Source organism: uncultured Alsobacter sp., assembly GCF_945952055.1.
Classification (GTDB): Bacteria; Pseudomonadota; Alphaproteobacteria; order Rhizobiales; family Beijerinckiaceae; genus Alsobacter.
Genome location: NZ_CAMFHB010000006.1, coordinates 159541 through 184816, shown reverse-complemented (window position 1 = coordinate 184816; position 25276 = coordinate 159541). Strand labels below are relative to the sequence as shown.

The window sequence follows — 25276 nt, the reverse complement described above, 5'->3', positions numbered from 1 at the left end:
GTATCAGCTCAGCTTGCCGACGGAGGCCTCGAGGGTCGACCACGCCTCGTCGCCGAACTTGCCCTTCCACTCGGCATAGAAGCCGGCGGCGCGCAGCTTGTCGCGGAAGAGCGTGGCGTTGACGTCGTTGAACTTCATGCCCTTCGCGGACAGCGCGTCGCGCAGGCCCGTCGTGAGGGACGCCACGTCGGCCCGCTCCGCGAGGCCCGCCGCGTTGATGTTCTTGGCGACGATCGCGCGGATGTCCTCCGGCAGCGCCTCCCAGTTGCGGCGGTTGGCCAGGAACCAGAAGCCGTCCCACATGTGGTTCGTGGTCGAGCAGAACTGCTGGACCTCGTACAGCTTCGCCGTCTCGATGATGGCGAGCGGGTTCTCCTGCCCGTCGACGATCTTCGACTGCAGCGCCGAATAGGTCTCGTTGAAGTTGATGGTCGTCGGCGCCGAGCCGAAGGCCTTGAACATCGACGTCCAGAGCGGAGCCGGCGGCACGCGCAGCTTCATGCCCTCGAAGTCGGCGGGGGTCACGATCGGCTTCGTGCTGGTCGTCGTCTGGCGGAAGCCGTTGTCCCAGATGGTGTCGAGGGCGAGGATCTGCCGGGTCTTGGCGATCTCGGCCTTGACGTATTGGCCGAGCTTGCCGTCCATCGCCTTCCAGACGGTGTCGTAGCTGTCGAAGGCGAAGCCGACGCCGTTGATGGCCGCGGCCGGGACGAGCGTCGACAGGATGAGGCCCGACAGCGTGAAGAAGTCCACGGCGCCGTTGCGGATCTGGCCGAGCGTGTCGGTGTCCGAGCCGAGCTGGCTCGAGGGGAAGATCTGCAGCTCGAAGCGGCCGTTGGTCTCCGCCTTGATCTTGTCGGCGGCTTCCTGCGCCCGCTTGTTCAGCGGGTGGGTCAGCGCGAGGTTGTTGGCGAACTTGTAGGTGAACTCGGCCGCGCGGGCCTTGCTGATCCAGAAGGTGGAGACGCCAGCGGCGGTGGCGCCGAGCGCGAACGAACGGCGGGTGAGCTTGGTCATGTCGGTTTCCTCCGAGGCCGGCGCGCGGTTCCTAGAGGTCCACCATGCGGACCAATAATTCCCACGCTGGATTTTGTTATTGACGCATGGCGGGGTTTCGTGGACCTGTCAACGACAAATCCCGGCTAGAAGGTCCACATGGTGGAGAGCGGCGGCCAGCCCGCTTCAGGTGAGGAACGCACGAGCGGGGCCCAGGCCATCGGCCGGGCCGCGGGCTTGCTTCGTCTCATCGCCGCGCAGGCGGCCACCGGCACCACGCTGACGGATCTCGTCTCGTCCTCCGGCCTGATGAAACCCACCTGCCGGCGCATCCTGCTGGCGCTCATCGATGCCGGGCTGGCCGAGCAGGATCCCGTCTCGCGCCGCTATTTCCTCGGCGCGGAGGCGCACGCGCTGGGCGTCGCGGCGGCCACCCGCCACGCCGGCGATCCCCTGGCGCACGAGGCCGTCATCCGCCTGGCACGGCTCACGGGTGACGCAGCCTTCCTGCAGGTCCGGCGCGGCTACACGGTCGAATGCCTCATCCGGGAGGACGGCGACTTTCCGCTGCGATCGCACGTGCTGGCGGCCGGCGACCGCCATGCGCTGGGCGCCGGCGCCGGTCCGCTGGCCCTGCTCGCGGCGCTCTCGGACGCCGAGGTCGAGAAGGCCCTCGACGTCAACCGCGTCCTCATGGAGCAGCGCTATCCGACGCTCTCGCCCGCGCTGCTGCGCGAGCTCGTCGCAGAGACCCGTCGCAGGGGCTACTCGCTCAACCGCGGCGTCCTGTTCCAGGGATCGTGGGGCATGGGCATGGCGGTGCGCGATGCCACGGGGCAGGCCGTGTTCTGCCTTTCCATCGCCGCCGTCGAAATCCGCATGCAGCCCGATCGCGAGCCCCAGCTCGCCACCTGGCTCGCCGAGGAGGTCGCCCGTCTCGAGGCGGTCCTCGCCGGTCCCCGGCTCCGGCCGGCCCACTCCGCATCTCCATCGCAAAGCCGCGTTCTCGAAAGGACCTGAACCATGCCGCGCGCCGCCATCGTGGGCTGGGCCCACTCCCCCTTCGGCAAGCTCGAGGATCCGGACGTCGAGACCCTCATCGGCCGCGTCGCCCGCAGCGCGCTGGACCACGCCGGCGTCGCCCCGGCCGACGTCGATGCCGTGACGGTCGGCGTCTACAACAACGGCTTCCAGCGCCAGGGCTTCGAGGCCTCGCTCGTCGCGCTCTCGGTGCCCGAGCTCGCCCACACCCCGGCCACCCACCTCGAGAACGCCTGCGCCACCGGCTCGGCGGCCCTGCATTCGGCCCTCGATGCGGTTGAAAGCGGCCGCGCCCGCATCGCCCTCGTGGTCGGCGCGGAGAAGATGACCGCCACCCCGACGCCGGAGGTCGGTGACATCCTGCTCACCGCCTGCTACCGCAAGGAGGAAGGCAGCGACGCGGGCTTTGCCGGCATCTTCGGCCGCATTGCCCAGAACTATTTCCAGCGCCACGGCGACCGCTCGGAAGAGCTCGCCATGATCGCCGCCAAGAACCACGAGCACGGCCTCGCCAATTCCTTCGCCCACATGCGCAAGGACTTCGGCGTCGCCTTCTGCAACACGGTGTCGGAGAAGAACCCGCTGGTCGCAGGACCCCTGCGCCGCACGGACTGTTCCCTCGTGTCGGACGGCGCCGCGGCGCTGGTCGTCGCCGACGAGGAGACCGCGGCGGCGCTGGAACGCGCCATCGCCTTCCGCGCCCGCCGGCACGTCAACGACTTCCTGCCGCTGTCGCGGCGCGACCCCATCGCCTTCGAGGGCGCCCGCATGGCCTGGGACAAGGCCAAGGCAGAAGCCGGCATCGCCATCGACGACCTCGACCTCGTCGAGACGCACGACTGCTTCACCGTGGCCGAGATGATCGAGTACGAGGCCATGGGCCTGGCCAAGCCCGGCGAGGGCTGGATCGTCGCCCGCGAGGGCCAGTCGAAGCGCGGCGGGCGCCTGCCGGTGAACCTCTCGGGCGGCCTCAAGTCGCGCGGCCACCCCATCGGCGCCACGGGCGTCTCGCAGCACGTGATGGCCGCCATGCAGCTGATGGGCGAGGCGGGCGACATGCAGCTTCCCGGCGCCTCGCTCGCGGGCGTCTTCAACATGGGCGGCGCCGCCGTCGCCAACTACGTGTCGATCCTGGAGCGCCGCAAGTGAGCACGGCCCACCCGACGGGAGGCGTGACGCCGATGACGCGGCGCGTCTCCAACCTCGCCTACATGCTGACGCGCAACCGCCGGCGCTTTCCCGACAAGCCGGGCTTCATCTGGGGCGAGCGCAGCTGGACCTGGCGCGAGATCGACGACGCGGTCAGCGCGCTTTCCGCCGCTCTCGCCAAGGAGGGCGTCGGCAAGGGCGACCGCATCCTCGTGCATTCCAAGAACTGCGAGGAGATGTTCTGGGCGATGTTCGCGGCGTTCCGGCTCGGCGCCGTCTACGTGCCGACGAACTTCCGCCTGCTGCCGGAGGAGATCGTCTACCTCGCGACCTCGTCCGGGGCGAAGGCCTTCCTGTGCCACGGCAGCTTCCCGGCGCACGCCGCCATCATCGCGGAGAAGGCGCCGGACGTGGCCTTCACCTGGCGCTTCGGCGACGAGGGCGACTTCGGCACCCGCCGGGTCGCGGACGTGCTCGCCGAAAACGCCGGCGCGGACTTTGCCGACACCGCCGTCGACTACGACGACCCGTGCTGGTTCTTCTTCACCTCCGGCACGACGGGACGCTCCAAGGCGGCCGTGCTGACCCATGGCCAGATGGCCTTCGTCATCACCAATCACCTGTGCGACCTCGTGCCCGGCGCCACCGAGGCGGACGCGTCGCTGGTGGTCGCGCCGCTCAGCCACGGGGCCGGCGTGCACCAGCTCAACATCGTTCAGCGCGGCGCGCCGACGATCCTGATGCCGACCGAGCGCTTCGACATCGAGGAGGCCTATCGGCTCATCGCCGCGCACCGCGTGACTAACATGTTCACGGTGCCGACCATCCTGAAGATGCTGGTGGAGCACCCGGCCGCCACGCGCCACGACCATTCCTCGCTGCGCTCCGTGATCTACGCCGGCGCGCCGATGTACCGCGAGGACCAGAAGCGGGCCCTGGCGGTGCTCGGCCCCGTCATCGTCCAGTATTTCGGGCTCGGCGAGGTCACCGGCAACATCACGGTGCTGCCCCCGGCCCTGCACGATCCGGAGGACGGACCGCACGCCCGCATCGGCACCTGCGGCTTCGAGCGCACCGGCATGCAGGTGCAGATCCAGGACGACGAGGGCCGCGAGCTCGCGCCCTTCCAGACCGGCGAAATCTGCGTCATCGGGCCGGCCGTCTTCGCCGGCTACTACGACAACCCGGAGGCCAATGCGAAGGCCTTCCGCAACGGCTGGTTCCGCACGGGCGATCTCGGCCACATGGACGAGCAGGGCTTCGTCTACATCACCGGCCGGGCCTCCGACATGTTCATCTCCGGCGGCTCCAACATCTACCCGCGCGAGATCGAGGAGAAGATCCTCACCCATCCCGCCATCGCGGAGGTGGCGGTGCTCGGCGTTCCCGATCCGCTCTGGGGCGAGGTCGGCGTGGCGGTTTGCGTGGCCCGCGAAGGCACGGCGCCGACCGAGGAGGAGCTGATGGCGTTCCTCATGCCGAAGGTGTCCCGCTACAAGCTTCCCAAGCGCTTCCACTTCTGGGACGCGCTGCCGAAGTCCGGCTACGGCAAGGTACCCAAGCGCATGGTCCGCGACGAACTGGAAGCCCGCGGCCTCCTCGACCCGGGAAAGCCGGCGTGACCCGGCCCTCCTCCATCCAGCAGCCGGGTCCCGCGGCCGCCGAGCGCATCGTGGTCGTGCCGGGCCGCGGACGCGCGTTCACGATGAGGCTCGAGGCCGGGGTGCCCCTGGTCGAGGCGGTGCGCCGGGGGTTTGCGGCCGAGGGTTTCGCGGGCGGCACCGTCGCCATGGGCGGCGTGCGGCTGGAGCCCTTCGCCTACGTGATGCCGGCCTTGTCCAAGACCGGGGAGAACGCGGCCTTCTACAGCGACACGTTCGCCCCCGCCGGGACCACGGTGCTCGATGCGGGCGCCATGACCTTCGGCCGGCGCGACGGCAATCCCTTCTTCCATTGCCATGCGCTCTGGCGGGAGGCGGACGGCAAGCGCAGCGGCGGCCACATCCTGCCGGACGCGACCGTCGTGGCCGCCGAGGCGATCGTGCCCGCCTACGGGTTCGACGGCGGCATCTTCGAGGCCAATCCCGACCCCGAGACGAACTTCAAGCTCTTCGGCCCGGTGCCGGACGCGCGGCGCGACGTCGACGCGCCGCAGACGGCCTTCGCCCTGCGGCTTCGCCCCAACCAGGACTTCGCCGGCGCGCTCGAGCATTTCTGCGCGCAGCGTGGCATCCGCCGCGCCCGCATTCACGGCGGCGTGGGAAGCACCATCGGGGCGCGGCTGGCCGACGGCACCGTGGTGGAGAACTTCGCGACCGAGGTCTATCTCGACGGGGCCACGGTCGAGGCCGGTCCGGACGGGCACGTGGCGACGCTGCCGGCGGGCCTGATCGACTACAAGGGCGTGATGGCGTCGGGCACGCTGGTGCGCGGCGACAACCCCGTGCTCATGACCTTCGAGCTGGTGCTGGCCGTCGAGGGGTAACGCAGCGTCCACGGCATGCAACAATCTCCTCATCCTGAGCAGGCCGCGGAGCGGCCGTGTCGAAGGACGCAGATTGGCGCCGCCGCGAGCATTGTGCGTCCTTCGACACGCCGCCTTTGGCGGCTGCTCAGAGCTTGTGAATCCTTGTCTCAGTCCGGCTTGCACCTCCCTCTCCGCGTCCTGGCCGGGCCTGGCCCGGCCATCCACGACTTCGGGATGGCCCCGGCAAAGTCGTGGATGCCCGGGCCAAGCCCGGGCAGGACGGCTGAAAGGGTGTTGTGAACGCGAAAGCTAAGCGGCGGGTCGACCCGCGAGATTGATACACAAGCTTTCAGGATGAGAAGGTTGGTGGGGCCGAGAAGGAGCGTCGCGCCCAGCCTCACCGCTGCAGGCGCAACCCCAGCAGATACACGTTGGCCGTGTAGTCGTTGCCCGGGATGCTGCTCTGCAGCCGCTCGTGCGCGGCGCTGGCGCGCACGACGACGGTGCGGTTCAGTTTCCAGTCGAGCTTGAGGGCGGCGGCGAGCCGGTCTTCCGTCACCGCGGCTCCCTGGTAGTCGGTGCGGGAGGCCTCGATGGCGCCGGTGATCGTGAGGTTGCGGCGCAGCGCATGCGCCACCTCGAACCCCGCCTTGTGCACCACCGCGCCGGCCGAGGTGGTCAGCGACGTCTCCGCGATCTCGCTGCCCGCCCGCAGCGTCACGGTGGTGAGCGCCGTCGGCGACCAGATGAGCGAGGCGTCGAGCAGGGCGGCGCCGACGGTGGCCAGGCGAGGATCGTCGTAGTTGCGCCAGCCGTAGCCCGCGGAGATCTCGCCCGTGAGGAGTTCCGAGAAGGCGAGCACGGCGCCGGTGCGCACCGCCGTGCCGACGGAGTTGCGGCGGAAGCCGGCGCTGTCGAGCGCCGTGTCGCGCACCCGGTGGTCGAGCGTCGTCTCGGCGAAGGGCTGGATGGCCGGGCTCAGGGCGTATCCCACGCGCAGCCGTCCCTCGAAGGCCGTGACGTTGCGGTCGGACTGGTCGAGCGAGGTGCCGCCGGCGAGCGCAAGGCTGCCATATTCCGTGCGGGCGATGCCGCCCTTCAGCCCGAAGGAGAGGCGGCCGAACGTCTCCGTGACCCCGGCGGCGGCACCGTAGTCGAGGATCAGCGCCCGCTTGCTGCCGACGATAGGCTGTTCGATGCCGGCCTGCTGGGTCGACAGGCGCCCGTTGGTGGTGAGGTCGACGACGGTGTCGCGCGACACGTCGAGCCGCAGCCGCGCGAGCCCCTCGGCATCGGGCCGGCTCGCACCCGGGGCATCCAGGAAGTCGGAATAGCCACCCCTCAGGTTGGCCGAGAAGGCATGGCGCGACCAGGTGCTGTCCACCTGCACGGCCCCCTCCTCCCGCACCGTCCACGATCCCTTGCGGGTCCCGGCGATCTGGTCGGGATTGGTCGTATAGCCCGCCGAGGAATCGAGCGAGGGCTTCAGCACGAAGGCGCCCACCTGCACGCCGGTCGGCGCGAAGGGATCGATCTCCCGAACGGGCTTGCGACGCACCGTCGCCGTGACCTCCGGCAGTGCCGGCGCCGGCTTTGCCGCCGGTGGTGCCGTGCCCACGGGCGGAGCCAGCGGCGCATCGCCGGGAAGCCGCACGGCGGCGACGCCGCGGGCAGGCTTCTGCACGGTGCTCTTGCCGGAACGCACCGGCTTGCCGACGCGCTTGTAGGTTCCGCGGAAGGCGGGCTTGGCCACGGGAGCGGGCGAGGGCTCGAGCGACGGCCGGATCAGGCTCGTCTGCTCCTGCGCGCGCGCCGGCGCGGCGCAGGCGAGGGCCAGGACGCAGCAGGCCACCGCAAGTCCGGCCCGAAGGCCGGCCGTCCTGGCCAAGAAGAAGCGCCGGTCGGCGGTCACATTCCATCCCTGCAACGGGCACACCGGGCCACCGGCGCGAAGCCGGACCCGTTAACGCAACTAAAACGGTTATGGTTAAGGGTCGGTAACCGGCAGGCGTTCAAGCCGAAGGGTCCGGGACGCTCCTGCATTTCGCTGCGCGCGCAAATGGAGTATGCCGCCGCCATGGCCAACACAGCTCCCGTCCCCGCCCCCGTCGATCCCGCCATTGCCTCGGCGCTGCGCACCGTGAAGACCGAGGCCGATGGCCTCGCCGCCCTCTCTGCTGCCCTGTCGGACGGGCTGGGCGCGCCCTTCTCCGAGGCCGTGCGCATCATGGGCGCCGCGACGGGGCGCGTGATCGTCACCGGCATGGGCAAGTCAGGCCATGTCGGCCGCAAGATCGCGGCGACCATGGCCTCGACCGGCACGCCCGCCCACTTCGTCCATCCCGGCGAGGCGAGCCACGGCGACCTCGGCATGATCCAGACCGACGACGTGATCCTCGCCCTGTCCTGGTCGGGAGAGACGGCCGAGCTCTCCGACATCATCACCTATGCCCGCCGCTTCGCGGTGAAGCTCGTCGCCGTCACCTCGAACCCGGGCAGCTCGCTCGGCCGGCAGGCGGACGTCTGCCTCACGCTGCCGCGGACCGCCGAGGCCTGCCCAAACGGCCTCGCCCCGACCACCTCGACGACGATGCAGCTCGCCATCGGCGACGCGCTGTCCGTGGCCCTGCTCGAGGCCCGCGGCTTCGGTCCCAAGGACTTCCACGTCTTCCACCCCGGCGGAAAGCTCGGGTCCCTGCTGAAGCAGGTGCGCAGCATCATGCACGGCGGCGACAAGCTGCCCCTCGTCCCGGCCGGCACCCCGATGCCCGATGCCATCCGCATCATGACCGACAAGGGCTTCGGTTGCGTGCTGGTGACCCGCGACGACCTGACCATCGAGGGCATCATCACCGACGGCGACCTGCGCCGTCACATGAGTCCGACGCTGCCTTCGCTCGCGGTCGAGGCGGTGATGACCCGCAACCCGCGCACGGTGCCGCCCGACACGCTGCTGGCCGAGGCGCTGAAGATCATCGAGACCCGCAAGATCACCGCGCTCGTCGTGGCCGAAAACGGCCGCGCCGTCGGCCTGGTGCACATCATGGATCTGCTTCGCACCGGGGCGGCGTAAGCGCGCTAGCCGTGCACGCGTAGTCCCGAAGATCGCGCAGCGCGCGCCAAAGCGCCGTCGAACGTCGCCAATGGCAGGACGCGCCGCATCGCAAGTTCCAGATAGGACGCGTCGTAGATCGTGAGGCCGTGCTGGCTCGCGAGTTCGGACAGGGTTGCCCAATGACCGGCACGGGGCGGTGCGTCTTTCCGGATGTCCAGCCCGCCGAATTCGTTCAGAAGCGCCAACCTCGTCTGGGTCCGCAGGCGCCCTCGCCGCTCGGCAACGAGCAAGCCGTTGGCGTATTCGTAGCGCCACGGCGCGGGAACATAGGCGTGGCCATCCACGACGAGATCGAGCACGGCCATCGCCGCGGGAGACCGTTCGTCAGCGAAGCACCACGCCAAAGTCGCGGAACTGTCGAGGACGACCGTCAAGGGCGGCCATCCTCGATCAGAGACTTGAGCGGCAAACCATCCAGCCGCGCCTCCCGGCTGAGGATCACGATCGCGTCGGCAGCTCGGCGCGCCCTTGCGCGACGGTCACCTTCCGCATCTTCCTTGACCAACCGCGCGACCGGCTTGCCATGGCGGGTGATGACGATCTCCTCGCCCTGTTGAACGAGGTCCAGCAGAGATTCGAGAGTGTTCTTTGCCTCGAAGGCTCCGATCTCACGCATTTGGAGTTTCCAAGTGCAGCTAGCTGTCCTAGCTCAAATTGGGGGGTCTTGCAGTTCAAGCGAATTGACCGCACGTTGCCGGCGGACTACGAAGTGCGCATAACAACATTATGTGCGGAATTCGCACAAACCACCGAGGAGAGCTTCCGTGACCCGTGACGTGTTCCTGTGCGGCGGTGTCCGCACGCCGATCGGCCGCTATGCGGGCGGGCTCTCCAAAGTGCGCACCGACGACCTCGCCGCCCTGCCAATCAAGACGCTGATGGCGCGCGAGACGAAGGCCGACTGGGGCGCGCTCGACGAGGTCATCTACGGCTGCGCCAACCAGGCCGGCGAGGACAACCGCAACGTGGCGCGCATGGCGGCGCTCCTGGCGGGCCTGCCGCAGGAGGTGCCCGGCACCACCATGAACCGGCTGTGCGCCTCCGGCCTCGACGCGGTCGGCACGGCGGCCCGCGCGATCCGCGCCGGCGACATCGACTTCGCCATTGCTGGCGGCGTCGAGAGCATGAGCCGCGCGCCCTTCGTGATGCCCAAGGCGACGGAAGCCTTCGCACGAGCCAACGAGGTCCACGACACCACCATCGGCTGGCGCTTCGTCAACAAGCTGATGAAGGAGCGCTACGGCGTCGACAGCATGCCGGAGACGGCCGAGAACGTCGCCGCCGACTACGGCGTGTCCCGCGCCGACCAGGACGCCTTCGCCCTGCGCAGCCAGCAGCGGGCCGCCAAGGCCCAGGCCTCGGGCTTCCATGCCGGCGAGATCGTTCCGGTCGAGGTGCCCGGCGGCAAGGCCGGGCCGGTCAAGGTCGAGCGCGACGAGCACCCCCGCGCCGACACGACGCCCGAGATGCTGGCCAAGCTCCGCCCCATCGTGAAGCCTGACGGCACCGTGACGGCCGGCAACGCCTCCGGCGTGAACGACGGCGCCGTCGCCCTCATCCTGGCGTCGGCCGACGCCGTGGCGCGCCACGGCCTGACCCCGGTGGCGCGTGTGCTCGGCATGGGCACCGCCGGCGTCGCGCCGCGCATCATGGGCATCGGCCCGGTGCCCGCGACCCAGAAGCTCTGCGCCCGCCTCGGCATCAAGGCGTCGGATTTCGACGCGATCGAGCTGAACGAGGCCTTCGCCAGCCAGGGCCTCGCGGTGCTGCGCGGCCTCGGCCTGCCGGACGACGGCGAGCACGTGAACCCCAATGGCGGCGCCATCGCGCTCGGCCACCCGCTCGGCATGTCCGGCGCCCGCCTGGTGCTCACGCTGGCGCGCCAGCTCCAGGCCAGCGGCGGCAAGCTGGGCCTCGCGACCCTCTGCGTCGGCGTCGGCCAGGGCGTCTCGCTGGCCATCGAGCGCGTCTGACCCACGGGCTTGCCCACCCTGCGGCGGCGGGCCACTCTTGCCCGCCCTCGACCGGAGCATCGCGATGGCCTTCTCGCCGCTCGACAGCGACATCCTCGCGCCGCTCACGACGACCGCCGCGATGCGGGCGGTCTTTTCGGAGGCGGCGCGGCTCGCCGCCATGCTCCGCACCGAGGCGGCTCTGGCCCGGGCGGAGGCCGGCCTCGGACTCGCACCCGCGGGCCTCGCGCCGGCCATCGAGGCTATCGATCCCGCTTCGCTCGACCTCGTTGCGCTCGGCAAGGGCACCGGCCTCGCGGGCGTCCCCGTCATCCCGTTCGTGAAGGCGGTCCAGGCCCGCCTGCCGAAGGATCTCGAAGCGTCGTTCCACAAGGGCGCGACGACCCAGGACATCGCCGACACCGGCCTCGTCCTGCAGATGCGCGACGCGTTCTCGCTGCTGCGCACGGACGGGGCCGCGGTCCTGTCCGGACTGTCGGCCCTTGCCGACAGGCATAGCGACGCGCCCTGCGCCGGACGCACCTATGGGCAGCACGGGGCGCCGCTGACCTTCGGGTACAAGGCGGCCGTCTGGCTCGCCGGCATCGCCGACGTTCTCGACCGCCTGCCCGAGATCGAAACCCGCGTCCTCACCGCCTCGCTCGCCGGGCCGGTCGGCACGCTGGCGGGGCTGCGCGACAAGGGGCCGGCCGTCGTCGAGGCCTTCGCCAGGGAGCTCGGCCTCGCGGCTCCGCCCATCGCGTGGCACGCGCGCCGCGCCGCCATGGCCGAAGCGGGATCCTGGCTCGCGATGCTGTGCGGCGCCCTGGGCAAGATGGCCACCGACGTGGCCAACCTCGCCTCGACCGAGGTCGGCGAGGTGGCGGAGCCCTACGTGCCCGGCCGTGGCGGATCCTCCGCCATGCCGCACAAGCGCAATCCCGTCTCGGCGACGGTGATCCTGTCGGCGGCGGAAGCCTCCGCCCCGCTGGCATCCACGATGATCGCCTCCATGGTCGCCTGCCACGAGCGCCCGGCCGGGGCCTGGCACGCGGAATGGCATGCTCTGCCCACCCTGTTCGGGCTCGCCGCCGGCGCGCTGGCGGAGGCTCGCCGCCTGGCCGAGGGGCTGGAAGTCGACACGGCGCGGATGCGGGCGAACCTCGACATCACGCGCGGCCTGCTCTTCGCCGATGCCGCGGCGGCCGTCATGGCCAGGTCCGCCGGACGCGGCGCCGCCCATGCCCTCGTCGAGGAGGCAGCCGGCGAGGTCCGCAGCTCCGGCCGGCATCTTCTCGACGTCCTCGCGGACAGGCCCGACCTGCCCGCGGGCATCGACCGCGCGGCCCTCGCCGCCGCCTTCGACCTGTCACCTGCCGTGGCGGCCGCCTCGCAGTGGATCGACCCCGTCCGCGAGGCAGCCGCCCGCGTCGCGACGCGCCTTCTCCAGACCACCTGACCGGAGCGCAACCATGCCGCTGATCGCGATCGACGGGGCCGAGATCTTCTACGACGTGACGGGCCCGGCCGGCGGGCCCGCCGTCCTGTTCTCGAACTCGCTGGGAACGACGCTGGAGATGTGGGACCGGCAGGCCCGCGCGCTCGCCGGTCGCTACCGCGTGATCCGCTACGACACGCGCGGCCATGGCCGCTCCACCACGGGCAGCGGCGACCTCACCATCGAGCGGCTCGCCCTCGACGCCGCCGCGCTGCTCGGTCACCTGGGCATCGACCGCGCCCATGTCGTCGGCCTGTCGCTCGGCGGCATGACGGCACAGGCGCTCGCGATCCATCATCCCGAGCGCGTGGCGAGCCTGGTGCTGATGGCCACGGCGCCCTACCTGCCGCCCCGCGAGAACTGGGAGACCCGCGCCGCGACGGTGCGGGAGAAGGGGATGGGCGCCATCGTCGATGCCGTGCTCGCCCGCTGGTTCACCCCTGCGATGGCGCAGACCGATCCCGCCGCGCTGGCCCACCTGCGCGGGCGATTCCTGGCGGTGGATCCGGAGGGCTACGCAGCCTGCTGCCTGGCGATCGCGGGGATGGACCTGCGGCCGCGGCTCGGCGACATCGCCGTGCGGACGCTCGTCGTCGCTGGTGCCGACGATCCGGTGACCACGCCGGCCATGTGCGGCGACCTCGCCCGCGCCATCCCCGGCGCCGGTTGCGAGGTGGTGCCGGGTTCGGCCCATATCCTGAATGTGGAGAAGCCGGACGAGGTGAACGGGCTCCTGGCCGCATTCCTCGCCGTGCATGCCCCGACGGATGCCGCCCGCGACGCCTTTCAGGCCGGCCTGTCCAATCGGAAGGCGGTGCTCGGGGTGGAGCACGTCCAGCGGTCGCTGCAGAACGCCGGGCCTTTCGCGATGCCGTGGCAGGACTTCATCACGCGCGGTGCGTGGGGCGAGATCTGGGGCGACCCCACCATCCCGTGGAAGACACGCTCGATGGTGACGCTCGCCATGATGATCGCGCTGCACCGGGAGGAGGAGTTCAAGCTCCACGTCCGCCCGGCGCTTAAGAACGGTGTCAGCCTCGAGGAGCTGCGCTCGCTGCTGCTGCACGCCGCGATCTATGCCGGAGTCCCGGCCACGAACGCGGCGTTCCGCTGGGCGAGGGACGTCCTGGGCTCGGAGCTCGACGCCGTGGCGCCTGCCCAGCCCAGGGACTGAGGCTCACCGCCCCTTGCCGCCCCTGGCGGCCTCTTCGGCCTTCTTGCCGGGAGGTGGGTTGGTGACGTCCGACTTGCTCGGCTTGACCTCGTCGGGGTCGGACACTTTGGTCGTCGCCTTCTCGCGGGTCTCGTCGCCGGGAGGAGGTGCGCCGACCACGGTCGCCCCGGCCATGTAGGAGGGAGGGTCGCTCGCCGGAAACGACATTTCCGAACCGGCATCCACCAGCGACTCGCGCTTGGCCACCTTGTCGAACTGCCGCTTGTACTCCTCGTAGAGTGCTTTCTCCCGGCCGTCCGGCACGGGACCTTCCTGCATGGCGATGCTCTCGGCCACCGCCTTCCAGTCACGCGCATCGGCGCCGGCCTGGGCATCGCCCCGGCCCTGGCGTCCAGCTTCCGTCAGGAACGGATCGCTGGCGGCTGCAAGTTGAGCCATGTCGGTCTCCTGTCGTTAGCAGGCCGCGATTTCGCGCTCGGCGACCAGGCGCTCGAAGGCCTCCTGCTCGCTCTTGATGCGGTACTCGGGCTGGCCCTCGGGCGTCTCCGGCAACAGGCGGATGACCGTGAAGCGTTCCCGCTTCAGCTGCAGCCGCATGTCCGTCGAGACCATGATGCGGACGGCCTGGCCGACCTTGAACTTGTGACTTGTCAACACGGTATGGGTCTCCATCAGCGGATGAACCACAAGAGGAGGATGATCGGGATCGGAACACCGAGAAGCCAAAGCAAAGCAGATCGTCCCAGACCCATGGCCGGTCCTCCATTCGCGATGATTGTGGATGTGTAAGGTCAACTCGTCTGGCCGGGGCACGGTTCCACCGCGCCCCGTCCGGCTCCGGCGCCGCCTAGAACAGCGCCTCGCCGGCGATGAGGCCGAGCACCAGGAAGACAAGGAAGACGACGAGCGCGAGCACGAACAGGATCTTCGCAATCCGCCCCGACGCCGCCGAGACGCCCGAGAACCCGAAGAACCCCGCGACCAGCGAGATGACGAAGAAAATCAGGGCCCATCTGAGCATGGCGTATCCCTCGCCGGATCAAGCGGGTCCGGCGTTTTTCCCGATGATGATGTGAAAGGCGTCAGTCCCGCAGACAACCTCTGGCGAGGCCTCTGGTTCCCTGCATATGTCAACTCGCCGGCTTGCCGACCGTATCGGCCATCCGCGCACCGCGGGCGCCCAGGGGCTTGGCCGGTCCGTCGGTGGTGTCGCGCTCCGTCTGGTGCTCGGTCTCCGCGTTGAGCTCTGCGCCGAGCAGGACGACGATGCAGGAGATCCACATCCAGGTCATGAAGCCGACGACGGCCCCGAGCGACCCATAGGTCTGGTTGTAGCTGCCGAAATTCGCCGCGTACCAGCTGAACAGAAGCGAGGCCACGAGCCACCCCAGGGCGGCGAAGGCGCTGCCGACGCTGACCCAGCGCCAGCGCGGCTCGTCGCGGCTGGGGCCGTAGCGGTAGAGAGCGGCGAGAGCGACAGCGACGATGACCAGCAGGAGCGGCCAGCGCGCCACGCGGATGATCGCTTCGGCGACGGTGCCGAGGCCGACGGCGTCCAGCACGAGGGGCACGACGACCACGCCCGCCAGCGCGACGATGAGGAAGGCGACCGCCGCGAGCGTGCAGCCCAGCGACACGAGCGTCAGGCGCAGGAAGCTGCGCTTCTCGGTCTCGTCATAGGCCACGTTCAGCGCGTCGAAGAGGGCCTTCGTCCCGGCATTGGCACTCCACAGCGAGATCAGCAGGCTGGTCACGAAGGCCGTGCCCAGGGTGCCCCGGCCCTGGCCCGCGATCCGGCCGATCTGCTCGCCGACCACGTCGACGGCGCCGCCCGGCAGGACACCGGCCAGGGAGTTCAGGTGATCCCGGATGGTCGCCGGATCGGCGAAGAGGCCATAGATCGAGACCAGCGCCGCGATGCCCGGGACGAGCGCCAGCAGCAGATAGAAGGTGACGCCGGCCGCGACGGAGACGAGCCGGTCCTCCTGCATCTCCTCCCAGGTGCGCCACAGGATGTCCTGCCATCCGCGTGCGGGGATCTGTCCGGGGCGGGCGGCTGTGCGGCCGCGGCCGTCCGGGGCGACGGACGTGCCGTCGGCTTGGGCCGGGCCAGCGGCGCGGCGGTGCTCGCCACGCCAGGCCACGAGGCCGGCGCCGAGCCCGAGGACGAGGTTGCCGAGAAGGGAGCGCCGTGGCTCCGGACGAGCGGGACGGAAGGAGCGGTGTGACGGCATGGCGGCGAGGGCCCGGGTGCTGCAGGTTGCGACAAACGCCGCGTCACACCAGCGGTTCCGGCGCGGCCGGCCCGAGACGCGCGCGGACCGTCCATATCAGCCGGCGGGACCGCCATAAGGCACCGTCCCAGCTTGCCGCGGAGGCCCGCGCGGGCGTATGGACTGTGCCGTCTGCCGCCCCGCGCCCTGACGGGCAGGGGCTCCGGCGCCGGCCGGATCGCCCGGCGGTGCCTCGGCGTCGGCCTTGCGGCCCGCCGGCACGAAAAGGGTGCGGGTTGCCGTCATGACCTGGAGTCGCGTGATTGCGGTCGTCCTCGTGCTGGGTGCCGCCGGCTGGATCGCCTCCGGCTATTACGGCATCGGCAAGACGGAGCGCGAGAAGCCGCAGACGGCGCAGTCGCAGGCTGCGGCCCCCAAGCCGTTCCGCGTCTCGGTCGTCGAGGCCCGCGTCGAGGACCGCGCGCGGCGCCTGACCATTTCCGGGCGCACGGAAGCCGACCACCGCACCATGGCGACCGCGCGCGCCAACGGCATCGTTCGCGAGATCCGCGTGCGCCGCGGCGCCGCCGTGAAGGAGGGCGACGTCATCGCCGTCCTGTCCGACGAGGCGCGCGAGGCGCAGGTCGAGCAGGCCCGCGCCCGTCTCGACCAGCGCCAGAAGGAAACCGAGGCCCGTCGCCGGCTCATCGACGCCGGCAACCTGCCCAAGCTCAACCTCGTGCAGCTCGAAGCCGACCTGAAGGCCGCCGAGGCGGCGCTCGCCCAGGCCGAGGCCGAGCGCAACCGCGGCCTCGTCACCGCGCCCATCGCCGGCATCGTCAACGAGCTGCCGGCCGAGATCGGCCAGGCTCTGCAGCCCGGCGCCAGCGTCGCGGAGGTGATCGCGCTCGATCCGATGCTGGCCGTCGTCGAGCTCTCGGAACGGCGCATCGGCGGGGTGCACGTCGGCGAGGGCGCCACCGTGCGCCTGGCCACCGGCACCTCGGTCGAGGGATCGGTGCGCTTCGTCTCAAGCCGCGCCAGCCCCCAGACCCGCACCTACCGGGTCGAGGTCGAGATCCCCAACGCCGACGGGCGCATTCCTGATGGCATCACCTGCGAGGTCGGGCTGAAGCTCGCCGCCGTGCCGGCCATCCGCATGGCGCGGTCCGCCCTCACCTTCTCCTCCGAGGGCCGGCTCGGCGTGCGCATCGTCGGCGAGGGCAACCGCGTGGCCTTCGTGCCGGTGACGCTCGTCGAGGACGAGCCCGAGCACCTGTGGGTCTCCGGGATCGCCAACGGCGCCCGCGTCATCGTGCAGGGCCAGGACTTCGTGAAGGAAGACCAGGTGGTCGAGCCGGTTCCCGCGGCGGCCCAAGTAGCACTGTGAAGCTAGCGCTGTGATGGCGGCGCTGTGAGGCGACGATGAAGAACCCGGTCGAATACGCGATCAGCCATTCGCGCCTGACGCTGGCGCTGCTGCTGTTCCTGCTGGTCGCGGGCTTCTCCGCCTACATGACCATCCCCAAGGAGGCGGAGCCGGACGTCAAGGTCCCGATCGTCTACGTGCAGCTCTCCCAACGCGGCATCAGCCCGGAGGACAGCGAGCGGCTGCTGCTGCGCCCCATCGAGACGCAGCTGAAGTCGGTCACCAACGTGAAGGAGATGCGCTCCACCGCCTTCGAGGGCGGCGGCTTCGTGCTGCTCGAGTTCCAGGCCGGCTTCGACTCGTCCAAGGCGCTGGCCGACGTGCGCGCCAAGGTCGACGACGCCAAGCGCGACCTGCCCAAGGACGCCGACCAGCCTTCGGTGCGCGAGGTCAACCTCTCGCTCTTCCCGGTTCTCGTCGTGGCGCTGACCGGCGAGGTGCCCGAGCGGACCCTGCTGCGCGTCGCCCGCACGGCCAAGAACGCCATCGAGCAGATCCCGGGGGTGCTCTCGGCGGACCTGCGCGGCGCGCGCGACGAGGTGGTGGAGATCATCGCCGAGCCGATGCTGCTGAAAAGCTATGGCATCTCGCTGTCGGAGCTCATCGCGGCGACCGTGCAGGGCAACAGCCTCGTGGCCGCCGGCGCGCTGGAAGGCGGCAGCGGGCGCTTCGCGGTGAAGGTGCCGGCTCTCATCGAGAAGCCGCAGGACGTCCTCAAGCTGCCGCTCGTCGCCTCCAGTGGCGCCAGCGTGTCGCTGGGCGAAGTCGCGGAAGTGCGGCCTACCTTCAAGGACGCCACGTCGGTCACCCGGGTCAACGGCAAGCCGGCCATCGCCATCGAGGTCTCCAAGCGCACCGGCGCCAACCTCATCGAGACGGTCGATGCCGTGAAATACGTCGTGGGCCAGATGCGCCAGGCCTGGCCCGGAACCATCGACGTGTCCTTCACCCAGGACAAGTCGAAGACCATCCGCGACATGCTGCACGAACTGCAGAACAGCGTGATCACCGCGGTGCTGCTCGTCTTCGTCATCATGCTCGTCGTGCTGGGCGGGCGCGCGTCGATCTTCATCGGCATCGCCATTCCCGCCTCGTTCCTGACCGGCATCCTCGGCCTGCAGATGGCCGGGCTGACGGTGAACATCGTCGTCCTCTTCGGCCTGATCCTGGCCGTGGGCATGCTCGTCGACGACGCGATCATCGTGTCGGAGTTCGCCGAGCGGCGCATGGCCGAGGGCATGCCGCCGAAAGAGGCCTACGCCCTGGCCGCCAGACGCATGGCCGGACCGGTCATCGCCGCCACCCTGACGCGCGTGGCGGCGTTCTCGCCGCTGATGTTCTGGCCGGGGATCGTCGGCGAGTTCATGAAGTACCTGCCGCTCACCCTCATCGCGACGCTCTCGGCCTCGCTGGTGGTGGCGCTGTTCTTCACCCCGACGCTGGGAGCCCTGCTCGGCCGCGCGGCCGAGGTGCCGCACGACGAGCGCGCCTCCGAGCGCGGGCTCTACATGTCGGTGGTCCGCAACGTCCTGAAGCGGCCGGGACTGACGCTGTTCGCGACGCTCTGCCTGCTCGTCGGCGTGCAATATGCCTACGGCAAGCTCGGCAGCGGGGTCGAGTTCTTCCCCAGCGTCGAGCCCGACTACGGGCTCGTGCAGATTCACGCCCGCGGCAACCTCGCCCTGTCGGAGAAGGACGCGCTGGTCCGCCGGGTCGAGGCGCAGATCCTGCCGATGCAGGAGATCCGCACCGTCTATGCCCGGGCCGGCGAGGGCCAGAAGGGCTCCAACGAGATCTCCGAGGACACGGTCGGCACCATCCAGTTCGAGTTCGTCGAGTGGCAGCATCGCCGCCCGGCCCACGAGATCATGGACGACATCCGCAAGCGCACCGCGGACATCCCCGGCGTGTCCATCGAGGTCACGGCGCCCCGCGCCGGTCCCCCGACCGGCAAGCCGGTGCAGGTCCAGCTCACCTCGCTCGATCCCGACCAGCTGCCCGGCGCCGCGCGCAAGGTGGCCGCGATCCTCGCCGCCCGGCCGGACGTGCGCGACGTCGACGACGGGCAGCCGCTGCCCGGCATCGACTGGACCATCCGCGTCGACAAGACGGAGGCCGCCAAGTACGGCGCCAGCGCCCTGACAGTCGGAACCGCGGTCCAGCTCGTGACCAACGGCGTCAAGATCACCGAGTACAGGCCCAACGACACCGACAAGTCGGTCGACCTCATCGTCCGCTTCCCGGAGAACAAGCGCACCCTCGACCAGCTCGAGGAACTGCGCATGACAACGCCCGCGGGCTCGGTACCCATCGGCAACTTCGTCGAGCGGGTGCCCACGCAGCGCGTCGGCCAGATCAACCGCGTCGGCGGGCAGCGCGTGATGACCGTGTCCTCGAACGTCGCGGAGGGCGTGCAGAGCGCCGTCGTCCAACAGGCGCTCGCCAGGGACCTCGCCGCCGCCGATCTCGGAGCCGGCGTGACGTTCCGGCTGAAGGGCGAGGACGAGGAGCGCGCCAAGGCCGGCGCCTTCCTCGTGAAGGCCTTCGGCACGGCCATGTTCCTGATCTTCGCGATCCTGCTGGCCCAGTTCAACAAGTTCACCAGCGTGCTGCTGGTGCTCTCGGCGGTCGTCCTGTCGACCATCGGCGTGCTCTTGGGGCTCATGGTCATGGGCCAGGCCTTCGGCGTGGTCATGACCGGCATCGGCATCATCGCCAATGCCGGGGTCATCGTGAACAACAACATCGTCCTGATCGACACCTACGACAGGCTACGGCGCGAGGGCTGGGACGCCTACGACGCCATCATCGAGACCTGCCGCGAGCGCGCCCGTCCGGTCGTGCTCACCGCCGTCACCGCGGTGCTGGGCGTGCTCGCCATCGCCTTCGGCATCAACATCGACTTCGTGCAGCGCGAGATCTTCATCGGCGCGCCGTCGACGCAGTGGTGGATCCACCTGTCCACCGCCATCGTCTTCGGGCTGGGCTTCGCCACCGTCCTGACGCTCGTGGTGACGCCGGCGGCGCTGATGGCGCTCGCCAACGTCTCCGCCTGGCGGGCACGCCGGCGCGAGGCACGGCTGGCGCGCAAGGCCGAGAAGCAGGCCCGCAAGGCCGGGCGCCCTGCCGGCACGGAAGCCCACGCCCCGGCGGAGTAGGCCTGGATCGTCCAGCATCCGTCGACACGCCGCCCGCGGCCGATGGTCAGAGCGTGTGAAGAGCCCTCAGAGGGATTCGGCTTCAGCACGGGTCTTCGTCCCGAGCAGCCGCCGAAGGCGGCGCGTCGAAGGGCGCAGAAGGGTCGCGCCCCCTCCCGCTGTTGACGTCATCATCCCGCCCGTGCACACCCACGTCAGGCCCCCTGCACCAAGGAGCACGCCCGTGTCCGATGCCCGCAACGCCAGCCTCCTCGCCACGCTGCGCCTCGCGCCGGTGATCCCGGTGCTGACGATCGACGACGCCCGGCAGGCCCTGCCGCTCGCCCGCGCGCTGGTGGCCGGCGGCCTGCCCGTCCTTGAGATCACCCTGCGCACGGACGGGGCGCTCGAGGCCATCGAGACCATCGCCAAGCACGTGCCCGAAGCCGTGGTGGGCGCCGGCACCGTGCTGTCCCCCTCGCAGGTCGACGAGGCGGTGTCGGCCGGCGCCAAGTTCCTGGTCAGCCCTGGCACCACGCCCAAGCTCGTCGACGCGGCGGCCCGCTGCCCCGCGCCCCTGCTCCCCGGCGTCGCCACCGCGAGCGAGGCGATGGCCGCGGCCGAGATGGGCCATCACGTCCTGAAGTTCTTCCCGGCCGAGCCGGCCGGCGGCCTCGCCTATCTGAAGGCGCTGGGCGGCCCGTTGCCGCACCTCACCTTCTGCCCCACCGGCAGCATCGACGCCGCAAAGGCGAAGAACTACCTCGCTCTCCCGAACGTGGTCTGCGTCGGCGGGTCGTGGGTCACGCCGGCGGCGGCCCTGAAGGACGGCGACTGGCAGACGATCACCGATCTCGCCAGGGCGGCGTCCCAGTTGAAAGGCTGACGCGTCACACGCTTTCCGCATTCCCCTCGTTTGATGGCTGGGCCTAGACTGGGCAAAGCCATGCCAGGGGAGTGGGGATCCATGTTCGACGCGAAGAAAATGCTCGATGCGCTGGTCGCGGCCAGCCAGGCTCCATCCGGGGCCCGCGCGGCTCCCGGCGCTGCCCCGCAGGGCGGCCTGGGCGACATTCTCGGCTCCGTGCTCGGCCAGTTGCAGCAGGGCGCGCCGGGAGGCACCTCGGCCGGCGGCGCGGCGGGCGGCCTCGGCGGCCTGCTGGGCGCCGTGCTCGGCCAAGCGACGCAGGGCCTCCAGGGCGCGGCTCAGAAGTCCGGCGCCGGTCCCGCCCTCAACGACATCATCGGCCAGCTTTCGGGCGGCCGCTCGGGCGGCGATCTGGCCGGCAAGCTGCGCGACGTCGTCAACCAGAACCAGTTCGCGGCCGGCGGCGCGCTCGGTTCGCTGGCCGGCCTCTTCCTCGGCAGCAAGGCCGGCCGCGGCCTGGCCGTCAACGCAGCCAAGCTCGGCGGGCTCGCCATGATCGGCGGCCTCGCCTACCAGGCGTGGCAGAACTACTCGCTCGGCAAGCCGATGATGGACCTGGGGCAGGCCCAGGGCCTCGCGGCCCCGCCGGAGCGCTCGCCCTTCGGATCGACGGGCAACGACCGGGTCGACCAGGAGAACGCCGAGATCCTGCTGCGCGCCATGATCGCCGCGGCGGCCGCGGACGGGACGGTGGACGATGCCGAGCGGGCCCAGATCGTCGGCGGCCTCCAGCAGCTCGGCATCGACACCGAGGCCGCGCAGTTCCTGGACCAGGAGTTCGCCAACCCCGCCACCGTGGAGGACCTCGCCGCCGCCGTGGCCGAGCCCGCCATGGCCGCGCAGGTCTACACGGCGGCCAGGCTCACCATCGATCCCGACGAACAGGCCGAGAAGGACTTCCTGGCCGCGCTGGCAGAGGCGCTCGGCCTCGACGAACAGCTCGTCGCCCATATCGACGCCGCGGCCGAAAGCGCGAAGGTACAGGTGTAGGTGTCACCACCCGCGGCCAACATCAAGAGCAGCGGTCGAAGGCTGCGGCGCGGGCAGCTCGAGACTGTCGAGACTCTTGTCTTAGGACTGGCAGTCCAGTTCAAGCCAACCTCTCAGCCGTCATCCCCGGGCTTGGCCCGGGGACCCACGACTCTGCCTGCGCCATTCTCAAGTCGTGGGTGGCCGTGCCAAGCCCGGCCATGACGCGGAGAGAATGAGGCAAGCTGGACTGGCAAATGTTTCAAAAGCTCTCAGGATGAAGACGTTCATGGGCCGATGACCGCAGGGAACTTCCGCCTCACGCGTCGATGCGGCCGATGAACCACTCCAGGAGGCGGGTCCAGACGACGTCCTTGCCGGCCTGGTCCTCGACGCCATGGTCGAGATTGGGGTTGTCGTTGACCTCGATGACGACGACGCCGTCCGGCGTCTCCTTCAGGTCGACCCCGTAGAGGCCCTTTCCGATCGGCCGGGCGGCCTTCAGGGCGATGTCGATGACGTCGCGCGGCGCCTCCTCGATCGGGACGGTCCTGTGCCCGCCTTCCTTGCTCGTGCCGTTGGCATCGTGCTTGAGGATCTGCCAGTGCCCCTTGGCCATGTGGTACTGGCAGGCGAACAGCGGCTCGCCGCCGAGCACGCCCACCCGCCAGTCGAAGGCCGTCGGCATGAACTTCTGCGCCAGCAGCAGGTCGGTGTCCTGGAACAGGCGGGCGACGAGCGCGCGCACCTCGGCCTCGGTGCCCAGCTTGTGCACCCCCCGCGAGAAGGATCCGTCGGGGATCTTCACGACCAGCGGCAGGCCCAGCGTGTCGATGGCCGTCCTGATGTCGTCCTCGTCGGCAATCATCACCGTCGGGGGGATCGGCACCCCGTGCTGCATCATGAGTTCGGTCAGGTAGACCTTGTTGGTGCACCGGATCATCGACACCGGATCGTCGATGACCGGCATGCCCTCCTGCATCGCGCGCCGGGCGAAGCGGTAGGTGTAGTTGTCGATGGACGTGGTCGCCCGGATGAAGAGCGCATCGAATTCGGAGAGCGAGGACAGGTCGCGCCGCGTGATGGGCTCGACGTCGACGGACATCTTTTCCGCGATGCGGGCGAAGTGGCGCAGCGTCTCGGGAGAGGACGGCGGCAGCGGATCGGCCGGGTCGTGTAGCACCGCGAGCGAGTACTTGGCGACGGGGCGCGTCCGCGGCGTCTTCCAGGTCTGCCGGGTGTGGGCGTGCAGCGCCTCGCGGAAGAAGGCGAGGTCGTCCGGATCGAGCTTTGCCAGGGGTCGCGGCCGGATGCGCTCGATCGAGGCCCACGACCCGCCGGCCGTGGTGGTCGCCTCGACGGAAACCTGCAGGGCCGGGCCGCGGAACCAGTCGAACAGGAGCTTGCCGAAGGGCTCCAAGGCCTCGTCGCGGACGATGCCGAAGCAGACGAGGATTTTTCCGTCCTCCGGCACTCGCCCGGCCTTCGCGAGCGCCCGGTTGAGCGCGTCCTCGAGTTCGGGCAGAGCGTGCTCGTAAAGCTTGCGCTCCCGCAGCTCCAGCATCGTCTCCACGGTCGGGAGCATGCGGTGGCCACGCGCCTCACCCAGAAGCGAAGCGTAGTAGCCTCGCGACTGGTAGTTGTAGGACCGTGACAGGTTGATCACCTTGGTCCGGCCGCCCTCGAACAGACGGGGCCGGGCAAGATAATCGCTTGTCGTGATCACCTTGTGAGGGGTGTCGGCGTTCGGGAAGTCGCGCAGATTGTCGACGAGGATGACCCAACCGGTCATGAAGGTTCTCGGAGCGCTGAACCGAAGTTCTGGAGTGGGGAACGCGGCCGTGCGGGACGGGAGGGCAACACGCCCCGGTCCCGTTCCGAGGCAGTCCAACGCCGCTCGGCGCGGCAGGTTGCGAAACCATACGCAGATTTGCGACAGGATGAGGGCAGAGCCTCAGCCGCCGGGACGCCTCACGATGATCGCCGCCCGCAGGTCGCTCGATCCGTAGCGCGCCATGCGGTGAAACTCGTCGGCCGGGATGGGCAGGTTGGAGGCCATCATCGGGGTCTCGAAGTCCGACGGCTCGACCCAGGGATCGTGAACGAAGACGTGCCGCCCGTCATGGGCGTGTGCCAGCAGCCAGTGCGGCGCCTTCTTGCGGAACATGCGGTAGCCCGAGACGAGCACGATCACCACGGCTCCCGCATCGAGCACCCGGTGCAGTTCCGCCTCCCCGAGCGGTTCGATGATCACGGGGATCGCCATCTCCTCGGCATCGCGCCGGAATTCCTCCTGGGTGATGCGCATCACCTCCCGCTTCTCGGGCGAGCGCACGCTGTCGAGGAAGAAGGGACCCGGCTCGGACAGGCGCACCTCCGGGATGACGCCGTGCCGGGCCAGCGTCACCGCCAGGCCGTAGGGCTCGCATCCGCCCAGGCCCGAGGTCATGAACACGGTGGTCGATTCGCGCCAAAGCCGGATCTCGGCGGCGCGGCTCGGCGCGAAGGTGGGGTCGGCCCAGGCCATCGCCATCAGCAGGCAGGACGGTCCGCAGGTGAAGTCGGTCGTCTGCTCCCAGAAGGGCGGCCCGCCGCGGGGCGGCTCCGCGTGCTTCACCAGCGGCTTCTCGTAGCGCAGCGCGTCCTGATGGTCCTCGTAGTAGTCCTCGTAGACGCCGAAGCGGTGATAGCCGCAGCGCTCGTAGAGGCGAATGGCCGCGTGGTTGTCGGCCCTCACCTCGAGGCGCAGCAGCAGGCAGCCGCGCTCCTGGGCCTCGGCCTCGACGGCGGCCAGCAGTTGCCGCCCGAGGCCGCCACGGCCGGCTTCCGGCAGGATCGCGATGGAGTAGAGCCGCGCCAGGGCCGTCCCGCGGCGGAACGCGACGAGCGCGTAGCCCACCAGTTCACCCCCGCGATCCACCACCAGCAGGGCGTCGCGATCGGTGGTGATGAACCGGCGCAGCGAACGCCGGGACAGGCGATCCGTCTCGAAGACGCGGTTCTCGATCGTCTCGATGGCGTCGAGATCGGCCAGCGTGGCGGGACGGATGACGACCCCGGAGGAGGCGTTGGCGCGGGCAAGCGGTGCGGTGGCGGGCATGGCGACAGTGTAGGGCGTCGGGGCCCCGGGGGAAACCGGGGAGCGAAGGGCGTGTGACCAGGGGAGAGAGCGAGTAGCGAACGGCGAGGTAGCGCGTGGGGAACGGCG

General features: G+C 70.2%; 22 protein-coding genes. 12 read left to right on the top strand and 10 right to left on the bottom strand.

Annotation, left to right across the window (positions count from 1 at the left end; genetic code table 11):
* Positions 1 to 3: 3 nt before the first annotated feature.
* Positions 4 to 1017 carry a TRAP transporter substrate-binding protein gene (locus Q0Q47_RS07040; protein WP_293856489.1) on the bottom strand — a complete coding sequence of 338 codons (1014 nt, stop codon included), beginning with the start codon at positions 1015 to 1017 and terminating at the stop codon, positions 4 to 6.
* 138 nt (positions 1018 to 1155) lie between these two features.
* Here Q0Q47_RS07040 and Q0Q47_RS07035 point away from each other — a divergent pair, with 138 nt between their 5' ends.
* Genes Q0Q47_RS07035 through Q0Q47_RS07020 form a run of 4 tightly spaced genes read left to right on the top strand, consistent with a single transcriptional unit; the run spans position 1156 to position 5671 of the window.
* Entirely contained in the window at positions 1156 to 2016 is an 861-nt protein-coding gene (locus Q0Q47_RS07035; RefSeq protein WP_293856486.1) for an IclR family transcriptional regulator, read from the top strand.
* Positions 2017 to 2019: 3 nt separating this feature from the next.
* A complete protein-coding gene (locus tag Q0Q47_RS07030; RefSeq protein WP_293856483.1) occupies positions 2020 to 3186 on the top strand; it encodes an acetyl-CoA acetyltransferase in 1167 nt (388 codons plus the stop codon).
* Positions 3183 to 4808 carry an acyl-CoA synthetase gene (locus tag Q0Q47_RS07025; protein ID WP_293856480.1) on the top strand — a complete coding sequence of 542 codons (1626 nt, stop codon included), beginning with the start codon at positions 3183 to 3185 and terminating at the stop codon, positions 4806 to 4808. Before Q0Q47_RS07030 ends, Q0Q47_RS07025 begins: the two co-directional genes overlap by 4 nt.
* Positions 4805 to 5671, top strand: coding sequence for a DUF296 domain-containing protein (locus Q0Q47_RS07020; protein ID WP_293856477.1), 867 nt, complete (start codon positions 4805 to 4807; stop codon positions 5669 to 5671). The genes Q0Q47_RS07025 and Q0Q47_RS07020 overlap by 4 nt, the downstream gene beginning before the upstream one ends.
* 379 nt (positions 5672 to 6050) lie before the next feature.
* Here Q0Q47_RS07020 and Q0Q47_RS07015 read toward each other — a convergent pair whose 3' ends face one another.
* Positions 6051 to 7565 (bottom strand): outer membrane beta-barrel protein, encoded by a 1515-nt coding sequence (locus Q0Q47_RS07015; RefSeq protein WP_293856474.1) that lies wholly within the window; start codon positions 7563 to 7565, stop codon positions 6051 to 6053.
* 165 nt (positions 7566 to 7730) lie between these two features.
* Here Q0Q47_RS07015 and Q0Q47_RS07010 point away from each other — a divergent pair, with 165 nt between their 5' ends.
* The gene (locus tag Q0Q47_RS07010; protein WP_293856471.1) at positions 7731 to 8726 is read left to right on the top strand and encodes an SIS domain-containing protein; all 996 of its coding nucleotides are present in this window, start codon (positions 7731 to 7733) and stop codon (positions 8724 to 8726) included.
* A gap of 5 nt (positions 8727 to 8731) precedes the next feature.
* On the opposite strand, the gene Q0Q47_RS07005 is transcribed toward Q0Q47_RS07010, so the two are convergent.
* Both Q0Q47_RS07005 and Q0Q47_RS07000 read right to left on the bottom strand, forming a co-directional pair.
* A complete protein-coding gene (locus Q0Q47_RS07005) occupies positions 8732 to 9142 on the bottom strand; it encodes a type II toxin-antitoxin system VapC family toxin (RefSeq protein WP_293856468.1) in 411 nt (136 codons plus the stop codon).
* Complete coding sequence (locus Q0Q47_RS07000) at positions 9139 to 9384, bottom strand: type II toxin-antitoxin system Phd/YefM family antitoxin (protein ID WP_293856466.1); 246 nt, start codon at positions 9382 to 9384, stop codon at positions 9139 to 9141. The genes Q0Q47_RS07005 and Q0Q47_RS07000 overlap by 4 nt, the downstream gene beginning before the upstream one ends.
* 148 nt (positions 9385 to 9532) lie before the next feature.
* Here Q0Q47_RS07000 and pcaF point away from each other — a divergent pair, with 148 nt between their 5' ends.
* The 3 genes from pcaF to pcaD all read left to right on the top strand — a co-directional run bounded on the left by pcaF (position 9533) and on the right by pcaD (position 13392).
* Positions 9533 to 10741, top strand: a complete 1209-nt coding sequence (gene pcaF / locus Q0Q47_RS06995; RefSeq protein WP_293856463.1) for a 3-oxoadipyl-CoA thiolase — start codon at positions 9533 to 9535, stop codon at positions 10739 to 10741.
* A gap of 64 nt (positions 10742 to 10805) precedes the next feature.
* Positions 10806 to 12179, top strand: a complete 1374-nt coding sequence (locus Q0Q47_RS06990) for an adenylosuccinate lyase family protein (protein WP_293856460.1) — start codon at positions 10806 to 10808, stop codon at positions 12177 to 12179.
* A 13-nt stretch (positions 12180 to 12192) separates the two neighbouring features.
* Complete coding sequence (gene pcaD / locus Q0Q47_RS06985; RefSeq protein ID WP_293856456.1) at positions 12193 to 13392, top strand: 3-oxoadipate enol-lactonase; 1200 nt, start codon at positions 12193 to 12195, stop codon at positions 13390 to 13392.
* 3 nt (positions 13393 to 13395) lie between these two features.
* Here pcaD and Q0Q47_RS06980 read toward each other — a convergent pair whose 3' ends face one another.
* The 4 genes from Q0Q47_RS06980 to Q0Q47_RS06965 all read right to left on the bottom strand — a co-directional run bounded on the left by Q0Q47_RS06980 (position 13396) and on the right by Q0Q47_RS06965 (position 15626).
* Positions 13396 to 13830, bottom strand: coding sequence for a hypothetical protein (locus tag Q0Q47_RS06980; protein ID WP_293856453.1), 435 nt, complete (start codon positions 13828 to 13830; stop codon positions 13396 to 13398).
* A 15-nt stretch (positions 13831 to 13845) separates the two neighbouring features.
* A complete protein-coding gene (locus tag Q0Q47_RS06975; protein ID WP_293856450.1) occupies positions 13846 to 14049 on the bottom strand; it encodes a hypothetical protein in 204 nt (67 codons plus the stop codon).
* A gap of 190 nt (positions 14050 to 14239) precedes the next feature.
* Positions 14240 to 14413, bottom strand: a complete 174-nt coding sequence (locus Q0Q47_RS06970) for a DUF1328 domain-containing protein (protein ID WP_293856447.1) — start codon at positions 14411 to 14413, stop codon at positions 14240 to 14242.
* 109 nt (positions 14414 to 14522) lie between these two features.
* The gene (locus tag Q0Q47_RS06965; RefSeq protein WP_293856444.1) at positions 14523 to 15626 is read right to left on the bottom strand and encodes a YihY/virulence factor BrkB family protein; all 1104 of its coding nucleotides are present in this window, start codon (positions 15624 to 15626) and stop codon (positions 14523 to 14525) included.
* Between the two features lie 283 nt (positions 15627 to 15909).
* Here Q0Q47_RS06965 and Q0Q47_RS06960 point away from each other — a divergent pair, with 283 nt between their 5' ends.
* From Q0Q47_RS06960 to Q0Q47_RS06945, 4 genes are all read left to right on the top strand, one after another.
* Positions 15910 to 16995 (top strand): efflux RND transporter periplasmic adaptor subunit, encoded by a 1086-nt coding sequence (locus Q0Q47_RS06960; protein WP_293856441.1) that lies wholly within the window; start codon positions 15910 to 15912, stop codon positions 16993 to 16995.
* Positions 16996 to 17030: 35 nt separating this feature from the next.
* Positions 17031 to 20192: an efflux RND transporter permease subunit gene (locus Q0Q47_RS06955; RefSeq protein WP_293856438.1), complete on the top strand. Its 3162-nt coding sequence runs from the start codon at positions 17031 to 17033 to the stop codon at positions 20190 to 20192.
* A 223-nt stretch (positions 20193 to 20415) separates the two neighbouring features.
* On the top strand, positions 20416 to 21057 hold the full coding sequence (eda, locus tag Q0Q47_RS06950; RefSeq protein ID WP_293856435.1) for a bifunctional 4-hydroxy-2-oxoglutarate aldolase/2-dehydro-3-deoxy-phosphogluconate aldolase: 642 nt from the start codon (positions 20416 to 20418) through the stop codon (positions 21055 to 21057).
* An 81-nt stretch (positions 21058 to 21138) separates the two neighbouring features.
* A complete protein-coding gene (locus tag Q0Q47_RS06945; protein WP_293856432.1) occupies positions 21139 to 22089 on the top strand; it encodes a DUF533 domain-containing protein in 951 nt (316 codons plus the stop codon).
* 298 nt (positions 22090 to 22387) lie between these two features.
* Here Q0Q47_RS06945 and Q0Q47_RS06940 read toward each other — a convergent pair whose 3' ends face one another.
* Positions 22388 to 23860, bottom strand: coding sequence for a RimK family protein (locus tag Q0Q47_RS06940; protein WP_293856429.1), 1473 nt, complete (start codon positions 23858 to 23860; stop codon positions 22388 to 22390).
* Between the two features lie 162 nt (positions 23861 to 24022).
* Entirely contained in the window at positions 24023 to 25168 is a 1146-nt protein-coding gene (gene rimI / locus Q0Q47_RS06935) for a ribosomal protein S18-alanine N-acetyltransferase (RefSeq protein ID WP_293856426.1), read from the bottom strand.
* Positions 25169 to 25276 lie beyond the last annotated feature (108 nt).

Coding starts and splice junctions, on each gene's coding strand:
- Q0Q47_RS07035 (WP_293856486.1), top strand. CDS start 1,156: ATGGTGGAGAGCGGCGGCCAGCCCGCTTCAGGTGAGGAACGCACGAGC.
- Q0Q47_RS06955 (WP_293856438.1), top strand. CDS start 17,031: ATGAAGAACCCGGTCGAATACGCGATCAGCCATTCGCGCCTGACGCTG.
- Q0Q47_RS06970 (WP_293856447.1), bottom strand. CDS start 14,413: ATGCTCAGATGGGCCCTGATTTTCTTCGTCATCTCGCTGGTCGCGGGG.
- Q0Q47_RS07010 (WP_293856471.1), top strand. CDS start 7,731: ATGGCCAACACAGCTCCCGTCCCCGCCCCCGTCGATCCCGCCATTGCC.
- Q0Q47_RS06980 (WP_293856453.1), bottom strand. CDS start 13,830: ATGGCTCAACTTGCAGCCGCCAGCGATCCGTTCCTGACGGAAGCTGGA.
- Q0Q47_RS06960 (WP_293856441.1), top strand. CDS start 15,910: ATGACCTGGAGTCGCGTGATTGCGGTCGTCCTCGTGCTGGGTGCCGCC.
- Q0Q47_RS06990 (WP_293856460.1), top strand. CDS start 10,806: ATGGCCTTCTCGCCGCTCGACAGCGACATCCTCGCGCCGCTCACGACG.
- Q0Q47_RS06965 (WP_293856444.1), bottom strand. CDS start 15,626: ATGCCGTCACACCGCTCCTTCCGTCCCGCTCGTCCGGAGCCACGGCGC.
- Q0Q47_RS07040 (WP_293856489.1), bottom strand. CDS start 1,017: ATGACCAAGCTCACCCGCCGTTCGTTCGCGCTCGGCGCCACCGCCGCT.
- Q0Q47_RS06945 (WP_293856432.1), top strand. CDS start 21,139: ATGTTCGACGCGAAGAAAATGCTCGATGCGCTGGTCGCGGCCAGCCAG.
- rimI (WP_293856426.1), bottom strand. CDS start 25,168: ATGCCCGCCACCGCACCGCTTGCCCGCGCCAACGCCTCCTCCGGGGTC.
- Q0Q47_RS06940 (WP_293856429.1), bottom strand. CDS start 23,860: ATGACCGGTTGGGTCATCCTCGTCGACAATCTGCGCGACTTCCCGAAC.
- Q0Q47_RS07000 (WP_293856466.1), bottom strand. CDS start 9,384: ATGCGTGAGATCGGAGCCTTCGAGGCAAAGAACACTCTCGAATCTCTG.
- Q0Q47_RS07030 (WP_293856483.1), top strand. CDS start 2,020: ATGCCGCGCGCCGCCATCGTGGGCTGGGCCCACTCCCCCTTCGGCAAG.
- pcaD (WP_293856456.1), top strand. CDS start 12,193: ATGCCGCTGATCGCGATCGACGGGGCCGAGATCTTCTACGACGTGACG.